Here is an 18422-nt window from a genome sequence, read left to right as displayed (position 1 = left end):
AGGAGGCGTTCCGGATGGCCCGGATGCCCTGGACCACAGCCCGTCGTACGAGTGCGGCGGTCGCCGCCCTGACACCCTTCCTGCTGACCTTGTTCGCGGCGGCGCCCGCGCAGGCCCATGGCGCTCCCACGGATCCGGTGAGCCGGGTCTTCGCCTGCTCCCCCGACGGCGGTTCCTCGGGCACGGCCGCGTGCCGGGCGGCCGTGGCGGCGAACGGCTCGCCCTTCACCGCGTGGGACAACCTGCGGGTCGCGAACGTGAACGGCCGGGACCGGCAGACGATCCCGGACGGCAAGCTGTGCAGCGGTGGCCTGCCCGACTACCGGGGCCTGGACCTGGCGCGCGCCGACTGGCCGGCGACCCGGCTGTCCCCCGGCGCGAGCCTGACCATGAAGTACGTCTCCACGATCCCGCACACCGGCACGTTCCGGATGTACCTCACCGAGCCCGGCTACGACCCGTCGAAGCCGCTGAAGTGGTCCGATCTGCCGGAGCGGCCGTTCGCCGAGGTGAAGGACCCGGCGCTCACGGACGGCGCGTACCGGATCAGGATGACGCTGCCGAAGGACCGTACGGGGCGGCAGGTGCTGTACACGATCTGGCAGAACAGCAGTACGGCGGACACGTACTACTCGTGCTCGGACGTGGTGTTCCCGGCGGCCGAGGACAAGAGCGGGGACGGGGCCGCAGCCCCGGCCGCGTCGCCGACCAGGTCCCGGGCCGCGGAGAAGAAGCCGGCGACGAGTCCGGCGCCGTCCACTCCCGCCGCGACGCCTACGCCGGCTCCGTCCCTCGCCCGTTCCGCGGGCGCGGTGGCCCCCGACTCCACGCCGGTGGCCGCCGACGCGGACGGCAACTCCGGACCGTCCGCGCCCGTGCTTGCGGGCGGCGCCGCCGCGGTGCTGGTGCTCACCGGGGGCGCCGCCCTGGCGCTTCGTCTGCGCCGACGCTGAACTACGCGCTTACAGCGGTCAGTTGACGTAAACGGGGTCGCCGCTCGCGGTCACCGGGCTGTACTTGGCGCTCCAGAAGCCGTTGGCGGGGCACAGCGAGGAGCCGGAGGTGCGGGTGAACTGCTGGTTGCTGAACGCGATGCTGTTGTCGGCGTTGTCGGCCGTGCCGGACAGGCCGGCCGCCGCCTGGTAGACGCAGCTGACACTGCCGAGCAGGGTGCGCAGCACGACGGTGGTCTGGATCGCGGAACCGCTTGCCGGGGTCACGGAGACGGCGCCGCCGGAGGAGACGTCGGTGGTGTAGGGCAGGTTGTTCACCGTGATGCTGGTGACGCCGAGGACGCCGACCACGTTCGAGGTGCAGCTGCTGAAGGTCTGCCCGGTCAGGGACTCGACGGCGGTGCCCGGCGCGGTCGGGTTGCTGCCCACCGTCGCGGTGAAGGTGGAGGCGGCACAGGTGATGCCGCTGGTGCCGGTCGCGCTGGAGAACAGGGTCGCGGTGGTGCCGCCGGCCAGGGACGCCGTGATGGTGGTGCCCTCGGCGACGCTGGGTCCGCCGACCGAGCCGGTGGTGAGGACCGCGACGTCGTCCGCGGCGGCGGGGGCGGAGGCGGCCACGGCCACGGGGAGCGCGAAGGCGGCAGCGGCGGCGGTGAGGGAGACGAGAGAACGCATACGCATGCGGGGTTGCCTCTTTCGTGAGGTGAGGGTGGGTGTGGGGGGCGCGGACGCGTGTCGCGTCCGCCGTTGCCGACCCGTCACGCCTTCTCCGTACGTGACGGACCGGCAACGGCAGCCGCCGGTGACCGTCCGAATGCCCCATGGGGGAGGGCTTCGGTCGGGCCGGTCGGGAGGTGGCGAGCCCGGTGCGGCCCAGGGGGGAAGCGGCCGGTACGGGTGCCGTGGAGGGTCGGGCTCGGGCGGTGAAGAGCCCGTGATGGACAGACGGTCCGGGAATGCGGACAGGTACCGCCCGAAGGCTTGGATCCGGCGCCACGGATCCGGGGGAAGCCAGGAGAGTTGTAGACCTGATCATCTGTCAACGTCAAGGTACCGAAAGGGAGTTGATCTTTGATTGGCGGTTTTTTTCGCCTGTCCGGGCCTTGTTGATCACCGGTGCCACATAATCAACACCCTTTACTCACAACTTGCTTGACCCATGAGCGTAACCGCCGGTAACTTCCGTGGCGTTACTGCGGAGTACGTACCGGAAAGCCCTTGCAGCCACCGGGAGGTGCGAGGGGGCGTGCGCCGCAGCCGATGTCCGCGCCAGGACACCACGCCTACGAAGCCGCACATCCGCACGTGAGCCCCACTTGCGTTGACTATGCCCCTGGGAGCAGCACATGGCCTCATCCGTCGGCAACACCTCCGAGACCTCCGAAAGCGGTTCCGCTCCACAAGCCCCCGACGGCTCCGCGAGACGCGGGCGGGTCCGGGGTCGCCGGGCCGCGATCATGGCGGTGCCGGCCGTCGCGATCACCGCGGGTCTCGCGATCATGACCGCCGAGGGTGCGCTCGGCGTCCAGTTCGCCATCTCCGGCATGCCCTTCACGGTCACCGCGGAGAACCTCGACGGCACCGGCTTCGAGCAGTTCGGCGGCCTCGACAACATGGCGGACAACAGCCCGAACGCCGGCGACACCGGCGGCCAGGTCCTGGTGATGACCTCCGCCATCAAGAGCGCGACCCTCACCAAGCTGTGCCAGAGCGTCGACCTGGGCGGCACCAACCTCGTCATCAAGGCCGGCTGGGGCGCCAAGAAGGTCGAGGCGACGGACCTGACCACGGACTCGACCGAGCTGTCCGGTGACGCCGCGTTCCGGAACATCGAGATCGGCAACGACGCCAGCACCCTCACCAAGGCCGGCGTCAAGGGCCCCCTCGGCGTCTTCAGCCAGCAGTCCGACACCGTGTACATCGACAACCTGCGCCAGACCAACTACGCCACCACGGCCGGCGTGTTCAAGCTGCCCAACCTCAAGATGAGCTTCAGCGGCACGGCCTGCTGATGGAGAGCCAGGAGCCGGTGGACGGCGGACAGCCGGTGGAGGGCGGACAGCCCGGGGGCGCGCAGCAACCCGTCGCCCAGCAGGACGCGTTCACCCGCTGGGTGTACGGACGGCCCTTCTTCGGCGGACTGTGGCTCACGCTGGGCGGGGCCTGGATCCTGCTCACCATGAAGGCCTCGATCAAGGTCGTCATGCACGTCGGGATGCAGGGAGTGGCGGGCTACCTCCTGCCGACCCTGATGATCCTGGTGGGTCTGCTGACCCTCTTCAGTCCGGGGCAGCGCCTGTTCTACTCGATCGTCGGCGTCCTGTGCTCCATGGGCACCTGGCTCACCTCGAACCTGGGCGGCTTCATGGTCGGCCTGCTGCTCGGGGTGGTGGGCAGCGTCCTCATCTTCGGCTGGCTGCCCGACCAGGGCCCGCGGACGAGCCGCCGCGACCGGCGCGAGCAGGGACAGCGGACCGCGCAGGACGGTCCGTCGTACGACACGGGGCAGCCCGGCACCGGGACGGGCACGGCCGGGATGGCCTCCGCCACCCCGCAGACCGCCCAGTGACCCGGACCCGGCAGTGACCCGTACCGCGCAGTGACCCGGACCGCCAGGTAGCCGGGCCCGCGCACTCCGCCCGGGTCCTGCGCCCGGCAGCCGGGCCTGCGCACTCCGCCCGGGTCCTGCTGCCGGGGCGGACCGCCCGGGTCCGCGGCATCACGCGCCCGCCCTCCCCGGGGCCGGACCGCGCAGGCACCGCCCGTCACACGCCGGGCAGCCTGCGCGGTTCGACGCGTTCCTCCACCGCCGTGTCCCCGTCCCGGGTGACGACGTAGGCGCCCTTGCCGGGGATCTCGGTGACGGCCTCGACGAGTTCGGTGCCGCGGTAGACCAGGCCCACGCCGTCGTCCGTGCAGTGGGTCACGGGCAGGGTGCCGTCCGCGACGAGCCGGTGGACCAGGGGACGGCGGCCCGGGTCGCTGTCGTAGTGCACTCCGTTGCCGTACGGCAGGAAGCCCAACGCGTCGGTGAGCGGCCGGAGTTCGGGGCCGTAGGAGTCGGTGGTGCCGCCCTCGAACCAGCACAGGGAGCCCGCGCTGACGCCGCTCAGCACCACGCCGGACTCCCACGCCCGGCGCATGATCCGGTCCAGGCCGTGGACCCGCCACACGGCGAGCAGGTTCGCGACGGAGCCGCCCATCACCCACACCACGTCCTGTTCCAGGACGGTGCCCTCGACGTCGTCCAGGTTGGGCATGGGGAAGAGCTGGAGCGGGGTGAGGTCGAAGCCGGCCACCCGGGCCGCCTCGTGCATCCGGGCCGTGAAGTGCTCGGCGTCCCCGATGGCCGTACCGACGTACATCACGCGCGGCCTGCGCCCGTGGGCACCCGACAGCTCTACGGCATGGTGCACCAGCGCGTGGAAGGACACCATGGTGCGACCCCCGGTGCGGTGTCCTCCGGAGGTCGCGACGATCGTCGGTTCTGTGGCCATTCACGTGATCCTAGCCAGCGGTCACGCGGCGGAGGGGGCAGGCGGTGCTCGGCGAACGCGGCGCGGAGACGGGATGGCCGCCCGCGGGTCGTGACCCTCGCCCGCAGCCAGGCCGGGACGTGAGCGCAAGCCCGCTACCGCCACCTCCTCCTGCCCGCTGACGTGAAGATCATTACGATGCGGAACCGAGAAGTCACTACAAGGGGCTGATCACTTGACTACCGGCGGTCACACGCGGTTGGCTCCTGGCCAGTGAAAGTTCAATCGGCCGACGCGCCCGCGTTCCGGCCGCACTTTCGCGTTCCGCCTGCTCGGCCGCACAGCGAGGTGCCGCACCCATGAACACTCCTCCCCCACCTCGGGCCCGCTCCAGATCCGTGTCCGTCGCCGCCCTGGCCGCCGTCGTCCTCCTGCTGCTCGCCGGCTGCTCCGGCGCCGGCGACTCCCGGCTCGACTCGGGCACGGACGGGGCGCAGGCGGACACCGCCCGCCTGAGAATCGCCCTGCTCACCCACGCGGGCAAGGACGACTCCTTCTGGGAGCTGGTCCGCAAGGGGGCCGAGGCCGCCGCCGCGAAGGACGGTGTCGAGCTGACGTACGCGAACGACTCCGATCCGACGGGCCAGGCCCAGTTGGTGCGGGACGCGATCGGCGACCGCGTCGACGGCATCGCGGTGACGCTGGCCAAGCCGGCCGCGATGAGGGCGCCGGTGGCCGCGGCCCGCGCGGCGGGCATCCCGGTGGTCGGCCTCAACTCCGGTATCGACGCCTGGAAGTCGCAGGGGCTCCTCGAGTACTTCGGCCAGGACGAGAGCGTCGCCGGCGCGGCCGTGGGCACCAAGCTGAACGGCCTGAAGGCCAAGCACGCGCTGTGCGTCATCCACGAGCGGGGCAACGTCGCCCTGGAGGCGCGCTGCGCCGGTGTGCGCAAGACGTTCGGCGGCGAGACCGAGAACCTGTACGTGGAGGGCACCGACCCCGACGCGGTGGACGCGGTGCTCACGGCGAGGCTGCGGCAGGACCCCGGGATCGACGAAGTCGTCACCCTGGGCGCGCAGTTCGCGCTGGACGCCGTGGGCTCGGTGAAGGCGGCGGGCAGCAAGGCCCAGGTCGCCACCTTCGATCTCAACAACGACCTGGTCAAGGCGATCCGTGCCGGGAACGTACAGTTCGCGGTGGACCAGCAGCCGTACCTCCAGGGCTATCTCGCGGTCGACTCGCTGTGGCTGTACAAGACCAACGGCAACATCAGCGGGGGCGGCGTGGCCCCCGTCCTGACCGGGCCCGCCTTCGTCACCCGGACGAACGTCGCGGCCGTCGCGAAGTTCGCCGCCGCCGGCACCCGTTGACCCCTTCCTCGGGAACACCCTCCCGCTGACCGCCCAAGGACGACCATGCCCGACCGGAAAGGTGCCCGGCGCCGCCTCGGTTCCATACGTCTCTCCCTCATCCTGCTGGCGCTGGTGCCCAGCGTCACGCTGACCGCCATGTGGGGCGTGACGACCACGCAGTTGTTCTCGGAGGGTCTACGGCTGCGCTCACAGACGGAGCTCAGCAGGTCGACCGGCGCGATGGGCACCGAGGCCACGCTCGCGCTCCAGGGGGAACGCGCGGCCTCCGCCGCCTGGCTGGCCGGTGTGCCCGGCTCCCGGTCGGTGCTGGACCAGAAGCGCGCGGACAGCGACAAGGCGGTCGCCAAGCTCGTCGGGCGGTCGGACGAGATCCAGCGGGCGCCCGGCCGCATCGCCGACCAGCTGTACTCGGTGCTGGGCTCGGTCGGCAGCCTGGAGTACTACCGCGGTCAGGTGGACCACCCCACGGACATCACCGCCGTACAGGCACTGGACCAGTACACCTCGATCATCGACGACCAGGTCCACGCCTTCCAGCAGCTCTCCCAGGTCGACGACGGCGACCTCACCTCGCAGGCCGGGCCCCTCGTGGCCCTGGAGCACGCGGCGGAGCTCACCTCGCAGGAGGACGTCCAGCTGACCCTGGCCTGGCCGTCCGGGCATCTCGCCGAGAAGGACTGGGAGCAGTTCGTCCAGCTGGTGAACACGCGCCGCTGGCTGGTCGAGGACCAGATCGTGCCCGCGCTGAGCGGCAGCGCGAAGACCCAGACCGAGCGGATCCTCGCGAGCCCGGACTGGCAGACCCTGATGTCCGTCGAGGACCAGGTGCTCGCCGCGCGGTCCGACGGCACGGGACGGGTGGCCCTGCCGGACGCGCGCAAGCGGTGGGCGGCCGCGATGGAAAGGGTCTCCGTCCGCTACAGCGCCCTGATCCGGCAGCAGACCTCGGGGCTGCTGACCCGGAGCGCGGACAAGGCGCACGAGCAGCTGCTGACAGCCGCGTCGCTCAGCGCGGGCGGGCTGGTCGCGCTGCTGATCTGCCTCGTCATGTCGTGGCGGATCACCCGCTCGCTGTCCCGGCGGCTGCGCGGCCTGCGGGTGGCCACGCTGGGGCTCGCCCACGAACTGCTGCCGGACGTGGTGGCGCGGCTGGAGCGCGGCGAGAAGGTCGAGGTGGACAAGGCGGCGCCTGAGCTGGACTACGGCTCGGACGAACTGGGGCAGGTGGCCAAGGCGTTCAACACGGCGCAGCGGACGGCCGTGGTGACCGCCGTCGAACTCGCCGACACCCGGCGGGGGTTCCAGAAGGTGATCCTCGGGATCGCCCGGCAGAGCCAGAACCTCGTCAACCTCCAGCTCAGCCGGCTGGACACGCTGGAGCGCGAGCACCAGGACCCGGACGTCCTGGCCGGTCTGTACGAACTGGACTCCACGGCAAGCCAGTTGCGGCGGTACGAGGAGAACCTGGTCATCATCAGCGGCGGCCGGCCGGGGCGCAGCTGGAGCGAGCCGGTCGCGCTGATCGACATCCTGCGCAGCGCGGTGGGTGAGGTCGCCGAGTACCAGCGGGTCGAGGTGCACACCGAGGAGGAGGTCTGTCTGGCGCCGCCCGCGGTCGCGGACGTGATCCACCTCCTGGCCGAGCTGATCGAGAACGCGACGCTGTACTCCCCCGCGCCGAGCCCGGTCGGGGTGCGGGCGGGGCTGGTCGCCAAGGGGCTGGCCGTCGAGGTCGAGGACCGGGGCCTCGGCATGTCGGAGGAGGAGTACGCCGCCTTCAACGCCCACTTGACCGAGGCGCCCAAGTTCGACGTGGTCGCCCTCGCCGACGACCTCCGCCTCGGCATGTTCGTCGTCGCCCGCCTCGCCAACCGCCACGGCATCCAGGTGACGCTGCGGTCCTCGCCGTACGGGGGGACGACGGCGATCGTGCTGATCCCGCACGAGGTGGTCGTACGGGACGAGGCGGGGGCGTTCGGTGACGCGGGCGCCTTGAGTGACGTTTCACCGGAGGCGGCCGGTGTGACCGCGGCGGTGGCGGGCGGCTCCGCGAGGACCGCGCTCGCGGCCGGCCCGGTCCGCCGGACGAGGAGCGCCGACCGACCGGACCACCCACGTGACGCGGGCGAGGCCGACGGCACGGGCAGCGCACCCGAGGGGGACGACACGGACCACTCGGCAGGCGCGGACGACACGGTCGGAGCAGCCGAGGCGAACGGGACGACCCGCTCGACCGGCACGGGTGACCCGGACCGCGCGGCTGACACGGACGGTCGGGGCCACACAGCTGACGCGAACGAGTCGGACCGCTCAGCTCACACCGACGCTCGGGGTCACACAGCTGAGGCGGACGAGTCGGACCGCTCAGCTCACACCGACGCTCGCGGCCACACAGCTGACGCGAACGAGTCGGACCGCTCAGCTCACACCGACGGTCGGGGTCGGGCAGCCGACGCGGGCGGGTCAGGTCGCTCAGGCAGCGGGGCCAGTCGTGCGCCGGGGCTCGCAGAGGTGGGGTCCGGTGCGGGCGCGGGCGGCCCGGTGGATGCCGGGCCCGCCGGGACGGACGACACCACCGGCGCGCGCGGTGCCGCGGGCTCGGCCGCCTCGGACCTCGGCCCTCCCCCCGCGCCCCGCTTCGACGGTCTCGCCCCGCTCCCCCGGCGGGTGCCGCAGACCAGCCTTGCCGTGGAGTTGCGGGACGACCCCTCGGTCAGCGGTGTGGACGAGGGCGCCGAGGAGTTCACGGCGGACCACGCGGCCTCCTCGCTCGCCGGGTTCCAGCGCGGCACGCTACGCGCCCGGGACGAGGACGACCTCCTCGACGACCCGTGGGAGCCGGAGGGCCCGGAGAGCTCGCAGGACCCGGCCACGGACAGTGCCGCACCCGACGTACCGAAAGAGGCCACCGCCTACGGGACCGACCCGCTCGACACCCCCGGGGACCGTGCTGCGGAGAGCGCGGACGCCGTCGGGGACGCCGGTTCCCCCGAGGCCCCCGACGGCCCCCTCGACGCCCCGCAGGACCCGGCCGTCGCCGCCCGCACTCCCCACACCGACCGCTCATGAAGGACACCGCCATGACACGCCCCACCCCCGCCACGCACACCCAGCTGGACCAGCTGCTCACCGGACTCGTGGAGCGGGTCGCCGACGTGACGCAGGCCGTCGTGCTCTCCGAGGACGGGCTGGTCGTCAGCAAGTCCACCGGGTTCCTGCGCGACGACGCCGAGCGGCTGGCGGCGACCGCGTCCGGCCTGATGAGCCTGAGCAAGGGCGTCAGCATGGACTTCCGCGGCGGCCCGGTGCGCCAGGCGCTCATCGAGATGGCCAACAGTTTCCTGATCCTGACCTCGGCGGGGCCCGGCGCCCACCTCGTCGTCCTCACCGGACCGAACGCCGACGTGGGGGTCGTGGCGTACCAGATGAACATGCTGGTGAAGAAGATCGGCGAGCACCTCAGCGCGGCGCCGCGGGCCGGCATCGGCCCCACCGGCGGGTGAGGTGACCGACAGCGACGCGGCGGGCCGGCTGGTGCGGCCGTTCGCCCTCACCGGCGGACGGACGCGGCCCAGCCGTGCCGACTTCACCCTCATCACGACGGTGACCGCGGTGGACCCGCCACCGGAGCGGGCCCCGCGCCCGCAGCCCGAGCAGACCCGCATCCTGCGCCGGTGCGCCCGCCCGGTCGCCGTGGCGGAGCTGGCCGCGCTGCTCGACCTGCCGGTCAGCGTGGTCGTGATCATGCTCTGCGATCTGCTGGAGGCGGGCCTGATCACGGCGCATCCCCCGCGCCCCGTCTCGCCCCGCACCCCGGACCTGGACCTGTTGCAGAAAGTGAGGGAAGGCCTTGGCCGGCTCTGAGACGCGCGCCCGCGAGACCGCTGAGACGCCCGCCGCGCCCGACACCGTCAAGATCCTGATCGCCGGGGGCTTCGGCGTCGGCAAGACCACCATGGTGGGCTCGGTCAGCGAGATCGCCCCGCTGCGCACGGAGGAACCGCTCACCGTCGCCGGCCTCGGCGTCGACGACCTCGCCGGGATCGAGCAGAAGCGGGCCACCACCGTGGCCATGGACTTCGGCCGCATCACCATCAGCGACGAACTGGTGCTCTACCTCTTCGGCACGCCCGGCCAGCAGCGGTTCTGGTTCATGTGGAACGACCTCGCGGTGGGCGCTTTGGGCGCGGTCGTCCTCATCGACGTCCGCCGCCCCGAGTCGAGCTTCGCCGCGGTGGACTTCTTCGAACGCCGGCGCATCCCCTTCGTCGTCGCCGTGAACGGGTTCGACGGCCGGCACCCCTACCCCGCCGAGGACATCAGGGAGTCCCTCGCGCTGCCGGCGGAGGTGCCGGTGGTGCTGTGCGACGCCCGCCGCCGCGAGTCGTCCCGGGACGTGCTGATCGCCCTCCTTGACCTGCTGATCGCCTCCGCGGTGGACGACTGACCCTCACTCGTCGGGTCCGGTCAACTCCCTGTCTGAGGACGGGATCAGCCGGGCCCGGAGGTCCGGGTCGGGCATCTGCGGGTCGAACGGGAACATCGGCCGACGGACGCGCCGGTGTCCGAGCCGCGCCAGGTCCTGGTCCACTCCGCCCGGGGTGAGGGCCATCTTCCAGTCGGCGGCCATCGCGAACAGCTCCGGCTCCAGATATCCGATCTTGACGAGGACGACATCCGCCTTCCGGGGCTCCAACTCCAGGTCGGTGAAGTCGTGTTCATGGTGGTACGGCTTCCTCAGCCGCGTCAGGACCACGTGCACGCTCCCCACCCGCAGCACCACCTCGGTCACCGCGTGCTCGTCACCGTGCCGGATCGCGTGGACCACTCCGGTGAGCGTGAGGGGGCCCGCGTGCCGGTCGTCGACCTCGGCGCCCGCGGTCACGGTGACCGTGGCCCCGACACCGGCCGCCACCGCCGTGTCGACGGCGGACGGGCCCGGCAGTGAGGCATAGACGACCGTCGGCCCGGAGGGGTCCGCGAACTCCGGTCGCGCCAGCACCTGTCGGAGCCCCCAGGTGACGTCACCGGCGCCGCCCGCCGTGGGGTTGTCCCCGGTGTCGCTGATGAAGTACGGCCGCCTCCGCGAGGCCAGGGCCGCGTCCAGGCACTCCTCCAGCGTGCCGGTCGGCGCGACGAAGCCGAAGTCGTGGCGGGCCTTCCAGAAGCCCTCGGCGAGCCGTTCGGCTCCGGTCGTCACCGCCTGCGCGGAAGGGCCGGTGACGACGACCGCGGCCCGGTTGCGGGGTTCGTCGGCCCACGCGTAACCGACCCAGATCGCGGCGTCCGTCACGCCCTCGGTGGCTTCCACGTCCGCTACGGCCGCGTACACGCTCTTCGCCGGTTCGATACGGGTGCTGGTCTGCTCGCCGGCCAGCAGGACGGGGACCGGGATCCAGGCCTTGACCGGGCGGGGGGCGCCGCTCCTGAGGTGGGTCACGAGATTGCGGGCGGCGCGCTCCTTCGTCTCCGTCGCGTCCTCGTGGGGTGCCATGCGGTAGCAGGTGATCAGGTCGGTGCGGTGGGCGAGTTCGCGGGAGACGTTGCCGTGCAGGTCCATGGAGGTGGAGATGACCGTGTCGGGGCCGGTGATCTGCCGTATGCGATGGAGGAGTTCGGCCTCGGCGTCGTCCAGGCCCTCTACCGTCATCGCGCCGTGGATGTCGTACCAGAGGCCGTCGAGGGGGCCCAGTTCCCTGAGACGGTCGAGTAGTTCACGGGTCAGCTCGGCGTAGGCGGCCGCTGTCACCGTACCGCCGGGCAGTGCCTTGCCGACGAGGGCGCCTCGCCAGTCGGCCGACTCGCGCAGGGGCTCGCCGGGGGCGAGGAAGGGGTAGCGGGTGAGGACTTCCTCGCCGCGCAGGGGGTGGAAGGCGGGGGCCTCGGTGCGGGCCGGGGAGAAGGTCGAGGACTCGATGCCGAGGCCTGCGACGGCGATCACGGGGTGCATGGGGGACTCCAAACGTGGTCTGTCGGCTGCGGGTTCGTCGTGGCTGGTCGCGCCCACGCGGCGGAGCCGCACATGGACACCGTCCCGCGCCCCTAAAGAGCTCCGGTGACCGTCTGCATGGCCTGCGCCAGCGCCCGCTGCAACGCGAACTGGCCCGCTCCCGCCAACCCCGCGTCCGCGCCCAACGAGGTGCGCTCGATCACCAGGTGCTGTGTCACCAACGGGTGGCAGCCTTCGTAGAGTTGGCTTCTCACCGCCGCCACGAACGGCGCCAAGGTGGAGAGGATGCCGCCCAGGTACACCGCGTCCGGGTTGAAGAAGTTCACGTTGGCCGACAGGACTTGGCCCAGGTAGCGGCCGGCCTGGCGGACCGCTCGGGTGGCTTCCGGGTCGGCGTCCACGGCGAGGCGTACGACGTCCTCCGTCGCCGTCACCCGCAGGCCCCGTCCGCGCAGGAGCCGTACGAGTGCGGCCCCGGACGCCACCGTCTCCAGGCAACCGGTGTTGCCGCACGAGCAGGGTGTGTCGTGGGCCGCCTCCACCCGGACGTGGGTGATCTCCCCCGCCCCTCCGGTCGCGCCCCGGTACAGACGGCCGTCGGCGATGATGCCGGCGCCGATGCCGGAGCCCGCCTTGACCATGATGGACTGGCGCTGCTCGGCGGGCCGGACACTGTGCTCGCCGACGGCCATGCAGTTGGCGTCGTTCTCGACGGCCACCGGGACGGTGAAGCGTTCCTCGAACCAGTCGCGCACGGGGAAGCGGTTCCAGCCGGGCATGCGGGCCGGCAGGGTCACCAGACCCGGTTCGACGTCGACCGGGCCGGGGAGACACAGGCCCACGCCCCGGAGCCGGTCCGGGCCGTGCAGGTCGACGAGCGCCTGGAGGGTGTCCGCGAGCCCGGGCAGCGCGGCCTCGGGTCCCTCCGCGGTGGCGAACGGCACGGTCGACACGTCCGTGAGGCCGCCCCCGGGATGGACGACTCCCACGTGGGCGTGCTTCCCGCCGATGTCGGCGGCGACCGCGTACCCGTCGCTGCCGCCGAGCCGCAGCACCTTGCGGGGCCGTCCCCCGGTGGAGGACCGGGTGCCCTCCTCGGCGACCAGCCCGTGGGTCAGCAACTGGCCGACCGCGAAGGACACCGTGGAGGGCGCGGCGCCGAGCAGCGCGGCGAGTTCCGTGCGGGTCGAGGCCTGTCCGGAGGCGAGGAGTTCGAGGATCCCCTCGGCGAGCGAGGAGAAGCCCGCGCCGTTTCTCCGATGGGGCGGGGCACTTTTTTCAAGCATGGACGAAGTTACTCCCGAATTCGGCGGCCGGGGCGTCGAGCGTAAGCCCGGAAAGCCCCTCTGTCCTTTTTCCAGAACAGCAGAAACAGGCTTTTTACAGCGGCACGCCTGTTTCTTCCAACAGAGGGGGCGTTCACTGGCTCCACCCCCGCTTCCGCCTCCCAGGTCCCTGGAGCAACCATGTCCCCTGCCCGCACGAGACTCCTCGCCGGTGCCGCCGCCCTCAGCGCGGGCACCCTGCTGCTCACCGCGTGTTCCGGGTCGAGCGGCACGTCGTCGGCCTCGCACGACACCATCGACTACGCGCTGCCGGCGAACTTCACGCCGAACTGGATCCTGCCGATCGGCACCGCGGCCCACCTCAACACCAACAACATCTCCATCGCGAACACACTGTGGGAACCGCTCATCGCCTACGACGGCTCGACCGGAAAGATCGGCTGGAACAAGGCGGGTTCGGTGGCCACGGACGCGAAGTTCGCCGCCGACAACAAGAGCGTGACGATCACCCTGGGCGACCGGCACTGGAGCGACGGGAAGCCGATCACCTCCGCGGACGTGAAGTTCTGGTTCGACCTGATCAAGGCGAACAAGGCCCAGTGGGCGGGCTACAACCCGGGCAAGGCTCCGGACAACTGGACGTCCTTCAGGACGGTCGACGACCGCCATTTCACGATCACCTTCGACAAGGCCTACAACCCGCAGTGGATGCTGGCCAACGAGCTGAACTCCATCACCCCGCTCCCCCGGCACGCCTGGGCCGGCGGCCGGGACCCCAAGCAGGCGTGGACGTATCTCAACGACGCGGCCAAGAACATCTCCGGCTACGCCTCGAACCCGCTGTGGAAGACCATCAGCGGCCCCTACGCCGTGAAGTCCTTCTCGACCGCGGGCAAGGTGGTCCTGACCGCCAACAAGAAGTACGACGGCGGTGAGAAGGCGAACATCCCGACGGTGAACCTGCTTCCGTTCACCACCGCGGACGCCGAGAAGAACGCCCTGCGGTCCGGCAGCGTCGACTACGGCTACATCGAGGCGACCGACCTCGACCAGAAGGACAGCTTCACCGCGCAGGGCTACCGGGTGGAGCCGTGGTCGGGCTGGGCGATCACCTACATGCCGTACAACTTCAACAACCCGGCGATGGGCGCGGTGTTCAAGCAGCTCTACGCCCGTCAGGCGGTCCAGCACTCGATCGACCAGGCGAGCCTCGCGAAGGTCGTCCTCAACGGGACGGCGGTGCCGGGCTACGGGCCGATCCCGCAGGGGCAGGCCTCGGACTTCCTGTCGCCGGTGCAGAAGGACAACCCGTACCCCTTCTCGAACGACACCGCCAAGTCCCTGCTGACCAGCCATGGCTGGACCGAACAGGGTGGCGTGATGACCTGCTCGGAGCCCGCGAAGTGCGGTGCGGGCGTCGCCAAGGGCACGAAGTTCGAGATGCAGGTGCTCTCGCAGTCCGGGTCGGCCGTCACCGACAACATGATGAGCGCGATCCAGTCCTCGCTCTCGAAGAGCGGCATCAAGTTCTCGATCAGGACGGCCCCGGTCAACTCGGTGCTCTCGCAGACCCCGCAGTGCACCTCGGGGCAGTCGATCTGCAAGTGGCAGCTCAGTTTCTTCGGTACGGCGGGCAGTTGGTACTTCAACGCGTTCCCGACCGGTGACTCGCTGTTCCAGACCGGCGGCGGCTCGAACTTCGGCAGCTACTCGAACCCGGCCGTGGACAAGCTCATCTCCGCGACGACGACGTCCAGTTCGAACCAGGCGATCCAGGACTACAGCGCGGCCCTCGCCAAGGACCTGCCGGTGATCTGGCTGCCCGAGCCGGACTACCAGATCTCCGTCGTCAGGAACGGCCTCGGCGGGTTCTCCCAGGACTCGCTGGCCAACTTCCACCCGGCGCAGTGGAAGTGGACGGACTAGTGGACACGGTCCTCTACCTCGGCCGGCGGCTCCTCCAGGCCCTCGCCGTGATCCTGATCGTCACGATCGTGGTCTTCTGCCTGCTGCACGCGCTGCCCGGGGGCCCCGCGCGCGGGATCCTCGGGCCGCAGGCCACGGCCGGGCAGATCGCCGCGTTCGAGCACGAGCAGGGGCTCGACCGGTCGCTGCCGGTGCAGTACGCCTACTACCTGCGCGAGTTGGTGCAGGGTGACCTCGGGACGTCGTACACCCTCAACGAGGCGGTGTCCCGGCTGATCGAGCAACGGCTGCCGAAGACACTGGTGCTGACCGTGCTGTCGGCGGTGGTGGGGCTGGTGCTCGCGGTGCCGCTGGGGATGTGGCAGGCGGTGCGGCGGAACCGGCCGACGGATTACGTCATCACCACGCTGAGCTTCGTCGCGTACTCGACGCCGGTCTATTTTCTCGGGTTGCTGCTCATCCTGCTGTTCACGCAGACCCTTCGGTGGTTTCCCTCGCAGGCGCCCCAAGGGGACACACTGGCCCAGGTGTTCGCGGATCCGGCGGGGCTGGTGCTGCCCGTGGTGACGGGGGCCGCGTCGATGGTCGCCGTGTTCAGTCGGTACATGCGGGGCGCGACGCTGGAGAACCTCTCCGAGGACTATGTGCGGACCGCTCGCGCGGGGGGCGCGGGGCAGTACGCGGTGCTGTTTCGGCATGTGTTCCGGAACTCGCTGACTCCGGTGGTGGCGATGCTGGGGTATTACGTGCCGGTGCTGTTCGGGGGTGCGCTGGTGGTGGAGCAGCTCTTCAACTACCCGGGGATGGGGCTGTTGTTCTGGTCCGCGGCGCAGTCTTCGGACTATCCGGTGCTGCTGGGGTGTGTGCTGGTGATCTCGGTGGCGACTGTGGTGGGGACGTTGCTTGCGGATGTGGTGCAGCGGGTTGTTGATCCTCGGGTGAAGGAGGGGAGGGTATGAGCGGTCGTATTGAGGCTGTCCGCCGGTGGGGGCTTGTCGCGCAGTTCCCCGCGCCCCTTAAAGCGCGCTTCGCGCGCAACAAGCTTGCCGTGGCCGGGCTCGTAGTCGTCGTCCTCTTCCTTGGCTTCTGCTTCATCGGGCCCCTCCTCCACTCAACCGACCAGACCCACACCGATCTCACCCAGGTGAACCTCGCGCCCAACTCCAGCCATTGGCTCGGTACCGACGCCGTCGGGCATGACCAGCTCGGGCGGCTCATGTACGGCGGGCAGGTGTCGTTGCTCGTGGGGCTGGCGGCCGGGGTGCTCGCGACCGTGATCGGGACGTTGTGGGGGGCCGTCGCCGGATATGCCGGCGGATGGGTCGACGCCGTGATGATGCGGGTGGTCGACGCAGGGATCGCCATTCCCGCGCTGTTCATCCTGCTCGTCGTGTCCGCCGTCACCAGCCCCGGGACACTCGGGTTGATCGTCGTGCTCGGGCTGGTGTCCTGGCTCGTGCCGTCGCGGCTCGTGCGGGCCGAGACGCTCACGCTGAAGAACCGGGACCATGTGCTGACCCTGCGGGCCACCGGGGGGACGCACGGGCGGGCGATCCGGCGGCACATCCTGCCCAACGCCGTCTCCACGATCGTCGTCGCAGCCACCTTCCAGGTCGCCGACGCGATCCTGCTCATCGCCTATGTGTCGTATCTCGGTCTCGGTGTGCAGCCGCCGAAGACCGACTGGGGCGGCATGCTGTCGGCCGGGCTGACGGCCGCGTACTCGGGGCGCTGGTGGCTGATCGTGCCGCCGGGCCTCGCGATCATCCTCGTCGTGTGCGCGTTCAACGCGATCGGCGACGGGCTGCGGGACGCCTTCGACGTGAGGGGACGCGCGTGAACATCCTGACCATCGAGGACCTCGGGGTGACCTTCGCGACGGAGACGGGGGACGTGCCCGCCGTGCGGGGGGTGTCCCTGCACGTGCGGCCCGGCGAGACGCTGGCGCTGGTCGGCGAGTCGGGGTCCGGGAAGTCGACGGTGGCGCTCGCCGCGATGGGCCTGCTGCCGGGCACCGCGCGTGTCTCGGGGCGGGTCTCGGTCGACGGCACGGAGATCGTCGGGGCGCCGGACGCCTCGCTCACCCGGCTGCGGGGGCGGACCGCCTCCATGGTGTTCCAGGAGCCGGCCACCGCCCTCGACCCGCTGACCCGGGTCGGCGCCCAGATCGCGGAGGTCGTACGCAACCACCGGGACGTCTCCCGGTCCGAGGCCGCTCGGGAGGCGGTCGAACTCCTGCGCCGGGTCGGGATTCCCGAGCCGGAGCGGCGGGCCTCGGCCTTCCCCTTCCAGCTGTCGGGCGGCCAGCGGCAGCGGGTCGTCATCGCCATGGCGATCGCCAACTCGCCGGGTCTGCTGATCGCGGACGAGCCGACCACCGCGCTCGACGTCACCGTGCAGGCCGAGATCCTGGACCTGCTGCGGGGGTTGGCGGCCGACTCGGGCACGGGCGTGCTGCTGGTCACGCACAACATGGGGGTGGTCGCCGACTTCGCCGACCGGGTCGCGGTGATGCTGCGGGGCGAGGTCGTGGAGACCGGGTCGGTGGAGGAGGTGCTGTTGCGGCCCCGGCACGAGTACACCCGGGAGCTGCTGGCGGCGGTGCCGCGGCTGCGGTTCAGCGGTACCGACGCCCAGCCGGCCGAGGAGGCGGCGCCGGTGGTGCGGCTCCGGGACGTGTCCGTGCGGTTCGGGCGGGTGCGGGCCCTCGACGGGGTCTCCCTCGACGTGCGGCCCGGTGAGACCGTGGGACTGGTGGGCGAGTCCGGGTCGGGCAAGTCGACGGCGGCCAGGGTCGCGCTCGGGCTCGTCGCGCCCGACTCCGGCTCGGTGTCGCTGTTCGGCGCCGACCTGCGCCGGGTCCGGGGCCGGAAACGGCGGGCACTGCTCGCCGGGGTGGGCGTGGTGCTCCAGGATCCGGTGGCCTCGCTGGACGCGCGGATGAGCGTGGCGGAGTGCGTGGCCGAGCCGCTCAGGGTGCACCGCCGGGGCATGTCGGGGGCGGAGCGCCGGGACCGGGTGGCGGAGGTCCTCGAACTCGTGCGGCTGCCGCGGGAGTTGGCGGGGCGCGGACCTCGTGAGCTGTCCGGAGGCCAGCGGCAGCGGGTGAGTCTCGCGCGGGCGCTGGTCCTCGAACCCCGGCTGCTGGTGGCGGACGAGCCGACCAGCGCGCTGGACGTGAGCGTGCAGCGGACCGTCCTCGAGGTGATCGCCGCGTTGCAGCGGGAGTTGGGGTTCGCCTGTCTCCTCGTCTCCCACGACCTGGCCGTCGTGCAGGAGTTCGCGGGGCGAGTGGTCGTGATGCGGGACGGGCGCGTGGAGGAGCAGGGGCCGACCATGGCCACGCTGCTGCGCCCGGAGACCGAGTACACCCGGCGGCTCATCGCGGCCGTCCCCGTGCCGGACCCGGTCGTGCAGCGCGAGCGGCGGGCACAGCGGACGGAGGTCACCGCGTGAAG

At 71.4% G+C, this 18422-nt stretch carries 15 protein-coding genes and 1 pseudogene; 12 read left to right on the top strand and 4 right to left on the bottom strand.

Going from position 1 to position 18422, the window contains the following annotated elements; translation table 11 throughout:
- The first annotated feature begins 23 nt into the window (after window positions 1-23).
- Complete coding sequence (locus AC2XR2_RS34065; protein WP_381299243.1) at window positions 24-953, top strand: lytic polysaccharide monooxygenase; 930 nt, start codon at window positions 24-26, stop codon at window positions 951-953.
- A gap of 18 nt (window positions 954-971) precedes the next feature.
- Here the strand turns inward: AC2XR2_RS34065 and AC2XR2_RS34060 are convergent, their stop codons facing one another.
- On the bottom strand, window positions 972-1634 hold the full coding sequence (locus AC2XR2_RS34060) for a Tat pathway signal sequence domain protein (protein WP_381299209.1): 663 nt from the start codon (window positions 1632-1634) through the stop codon (window positions 972-974).
- A 665-nt stretch (window positions 1635-2299) separates the two neighbouring features.
- On the opposite strand from AC2XR2_RS34060, the gene AC2XR2_RS34055 reads away from it, so the two are divergent.
- Window positions 2300-2965 (top strand): DUF6230 family protein, encoded by a 666-nt coding sequence (locus tag AC2XR2_RS34055; protein ID WP_381299208.1) that lies wholly within the window; start codon window positions 2300-2302, stop codon window positions 2963-2965.
- Window positions 2965-3522, top strand: coding sequence for a DUF6114 domain-containing protein (locus AC2XR2_RS34050; protein ID WP_491517128.1), 558 nt, complete (start codon window positions 2965-2967; stop codon window positions 3520-3522). The genes AC2XR2_RS34055 and AC2XR2_RS34050 overlap by 1 nt, the downstream gene beginning before the upstream one ends.
- Window positions 3523-3718: 196 nt before the next feature.
- On the opposite strand, the gene AC2XR2_RS34045 is transcribed toward AC2XR2_RS34050, so the two are convergent.
- Window positions 3719-4450, bottom strand: coding sequence for a Type 1 glutamine amidotransferase-like domain-containing protein (locus AC2XR2_RS34045; protein WP_123763745.1), 732 nt, complete (start codon window positions 4448-4450; stop codon window positions 3719-3721).
- A gap of 338 nt (window positions 4451-4788) precedes the next feature.
- On the opposite strand from AC2XR2_RS34045, the gene AC2XR2_RS34040 reads away from it, so the two are divergent.
- From AC2XR2_RS34040 to AC2XR2_RS34020, 5 genes and pseudogenes are all read left to right on the top strand, one after another.
- Window positions 4789-5799, top strand: coding sequence for a substrate-binding domain-containing protein (locus AC2XR2_RS34040; RefSeq protein ID WP_381299206.1), 1011 nt, complete (start codon window positions 4789-4791; stop codon window positions 5797-5799).
- Window positions 5800-5844: 45 nt separating this feature from the next.
- Window positions 5845-7768: pseudogene (locus tag AC2XR2_RS34035) on the top strand (sensor histidine kinase); the annotation flags it as partial.
- 1114 nt (window positions 7769-8882) lie between these two features.
- Window positions 8883-9305 (top strand): roadblock/LC7 domain-containing protein, encoded by a 423-nt coding sequence (locus AC2XR2_RS34030; RefSeq protein WP_030313681.1) that lies wholly within the window; start codon window positions 8883-8885, stop codon window positions 9303-9305.
- Between the two features lies 1 nt (window position 9306).
- Window positions 9307-9666 (top strand): DUF742 domain-containing protein, encoded by a 360-nt coding sequence (locus AC2XR2_RS34025; RefSeq protein WP_123763742.1) that lies wholly within the window; start codon window positions 9307-9309, stop codon window positions 9664-9666.
- Window positions 9653-10249, top strand: a complete 597-nt coding sequence (locus AC2XR2_RS34020; RefSeq protein ID WP_330263774.1) for a GTP-binding protein — start codon at window positions 9653-9655, stop codon at window positions 10247-10249. The genes AC2XR2_RS34025 and AC2XR2_RS34020 overlap by 14 nt, the downstream gene beginning before the upstream one ends.
- 3 nt (window positions 10250-10252) lie before the next feature.
- Here AC2XR2_RS34020 and AC2XR2_RS34015 read toward each other — a convergent pair whose 3' ends face one another.
- On the bottom strand, window positions 10253-11752 hold the full coding sequence (locus tag AC2XR2_RS34015; protein ID WP_491517127.1) for a M81 family metallopeptidase: 1500 nt from the start codon (window positions 11750-11752) through the stop codon (window positions 10253-10255).
- Between the two features lie 92 nt (window positions 11753-11844).
- Window positions 11845-13038, bottom strand: a complete 1194-nt coding sequence (locus AC2XR2_RS34010) for an ROK family transcriptional regulator (protein WP_491517126.1) — start codon at window positions 13036-13038, stop codon at window positions 11845-11847.
- A 180-nt stretch (window positions 13039-13218) separates the two neighbouring features.
- On the opposite strand from AC2XR2_RS34010, the gene AC2XR2_RS34005 reads away from it, so the two are divergent.
- Genes AC2XR2_RS34005 through AC2XR2_RS33990 form a run of 4 tightly spaced genes read left to right on the top strand, consistent with a single transcriptional unit; the run spans window position 13219 to window position 18420 of the window.
- Window positions 13219-14964 carry a peptide ABC transporter substrate-binding protein gene (locus AC2XR2_RS34005; RefSeq protein WP_381299202.1) on the top strand — a complete coding sequence of 582 codons (1746 nt, stop codon included), beginning with the start codon at window positions 13219-13221 and terminating at the stop codon, window positions 14962-14964.
- The gene (locus AC2XR2_RS34000) at window positions 14964-15923 is read left to right on the top strand and encodes an ABC transporter permease (RefSeq protein WP_491517125.1); all 960 of its coding nucleotides are present in this window, start codon (window positions 14964-14966) and stop codon (window positions 15921-15923) included. Before AC2XR2_RS34005 ends, AC2XR2_RS34000 begins: the two co-directional genes overlap by 1 nt.
- Window positions 15920-16804, top strand: a complete 885-nt coding sequence (locus tag AC2XR2_RS33995; protein ID WP_491517124.1) for an ABC transporter permease — start codon at window positions 15920-15922, stop codon at window positions 16802-16804. Before AC2XR2_RS34000 ends, AC2XR2_RS33995 begins: the two co-directional genes overlap by 4 nt.
- Window positions 16801-18420: a dipeptide ABC transporter ATP-binding protein gene (locus tag AC2XR2_RS33990; protein ID WP_491517123.1), complete on the top strand. Its 1620-nt coding sequence runs from the start codon at window positions 16801-16803 to the stop codon at window positions 18418-18420. The genes AC2XR2_RS33995 and AC2XR2_RS33990 overlap by 4 nt, the downstream gene beginning before the upstream one ends.
- Window positions 18421-18422: the final 2 nt, after the last annotated feature.

It is taken from the genome of Streptomyces sp. LS-MS-L19 (genome assembly GCF_058382285.1).
The sequence above is the reverse complement of the archived record's forward strand: the minus strand, read 5'-3'. Positions and strand labels throughout refer to the sequence as shown.

Coding starts and splice junctions, on each gene's coding strand:
- AC2XR2_RS34065 (WP_381299243.1), top strand. CDS start 24: ATGCCCTGGACCACAGCCCGTCGTACGAGTGCGGCGGTCGCCGCCCTG.
- AC2XR2_RS34060 (WP_381299209.1), bottom strand. CDS start 1,634: ATGCGTATGCGTTCTCTCGTCTCCCTCACCGCCGCCGCTGCCGCCTTC.
- AC2XR2_RS34055 (WP_381299208.1), top strand. CDS start 2,300: ATGGCCTCATCCGTCGGCAACACCTCCGAGACCTCCGAAAGCGGTTCC.
- AC2XR2_RS34050 (WP_491517128.1), top strand. CDS start 2,965: ATGGAGAGCCAGGAGCCGGTGGACGGCGGACAGCCGGTGGAGGGCGGA.
- AC2XR2_RS34045 (WP_123763745.1), bottom strand. CDS start 4,450: ATGGCCACAGAACCGACGATCGTCGCGACCTCCGGAGGACACCGCACC.
- AC2XR2_RS34040 (WP_381299206.1), top strand. CDS start 4,789: ATGAACACTCCTCCCCCACCTCGGGCCCGCTCCAGATCCGTGTCCGTC.
- AC2XR2_RS34030 (WP_030313681.1), top strand. CDS start 8,883: ATGACACGCCCCACCCCCGCCACGCACACCCAGCTGGACCAGCTGCTC.
- AC2XR2_RS34015 (WP_491517127.1), bottom strand. CDS start 11,752: ATGCACCCCGTGATCGCCGTCGCAGGCCTCGGCATCGAGTCCTCGACC.
- AC2XR2_RS34010 (WP_491517126.1), bottom strand. CDS start 13,038: ATGCTTGAAAAAAGTGCCCCGCCCCATCGGAGAAACGGCGCGGGCTTC.
- AC2XR2_RS34005 (WP_381299202.1), top strand. CDS start 13,219: ATGTCCCCTGCCCGCACGAGACTCCTCGCCGGTGCCGCCGCCCTCAGC.
- AC2XR2_RS33995 (WP_491517124.1), top strand. CDS start 15,920: ATGAGCGGTCGTATTGAGGCTGTCCGCCGGTGGGGGCTTGTCGCGCAG.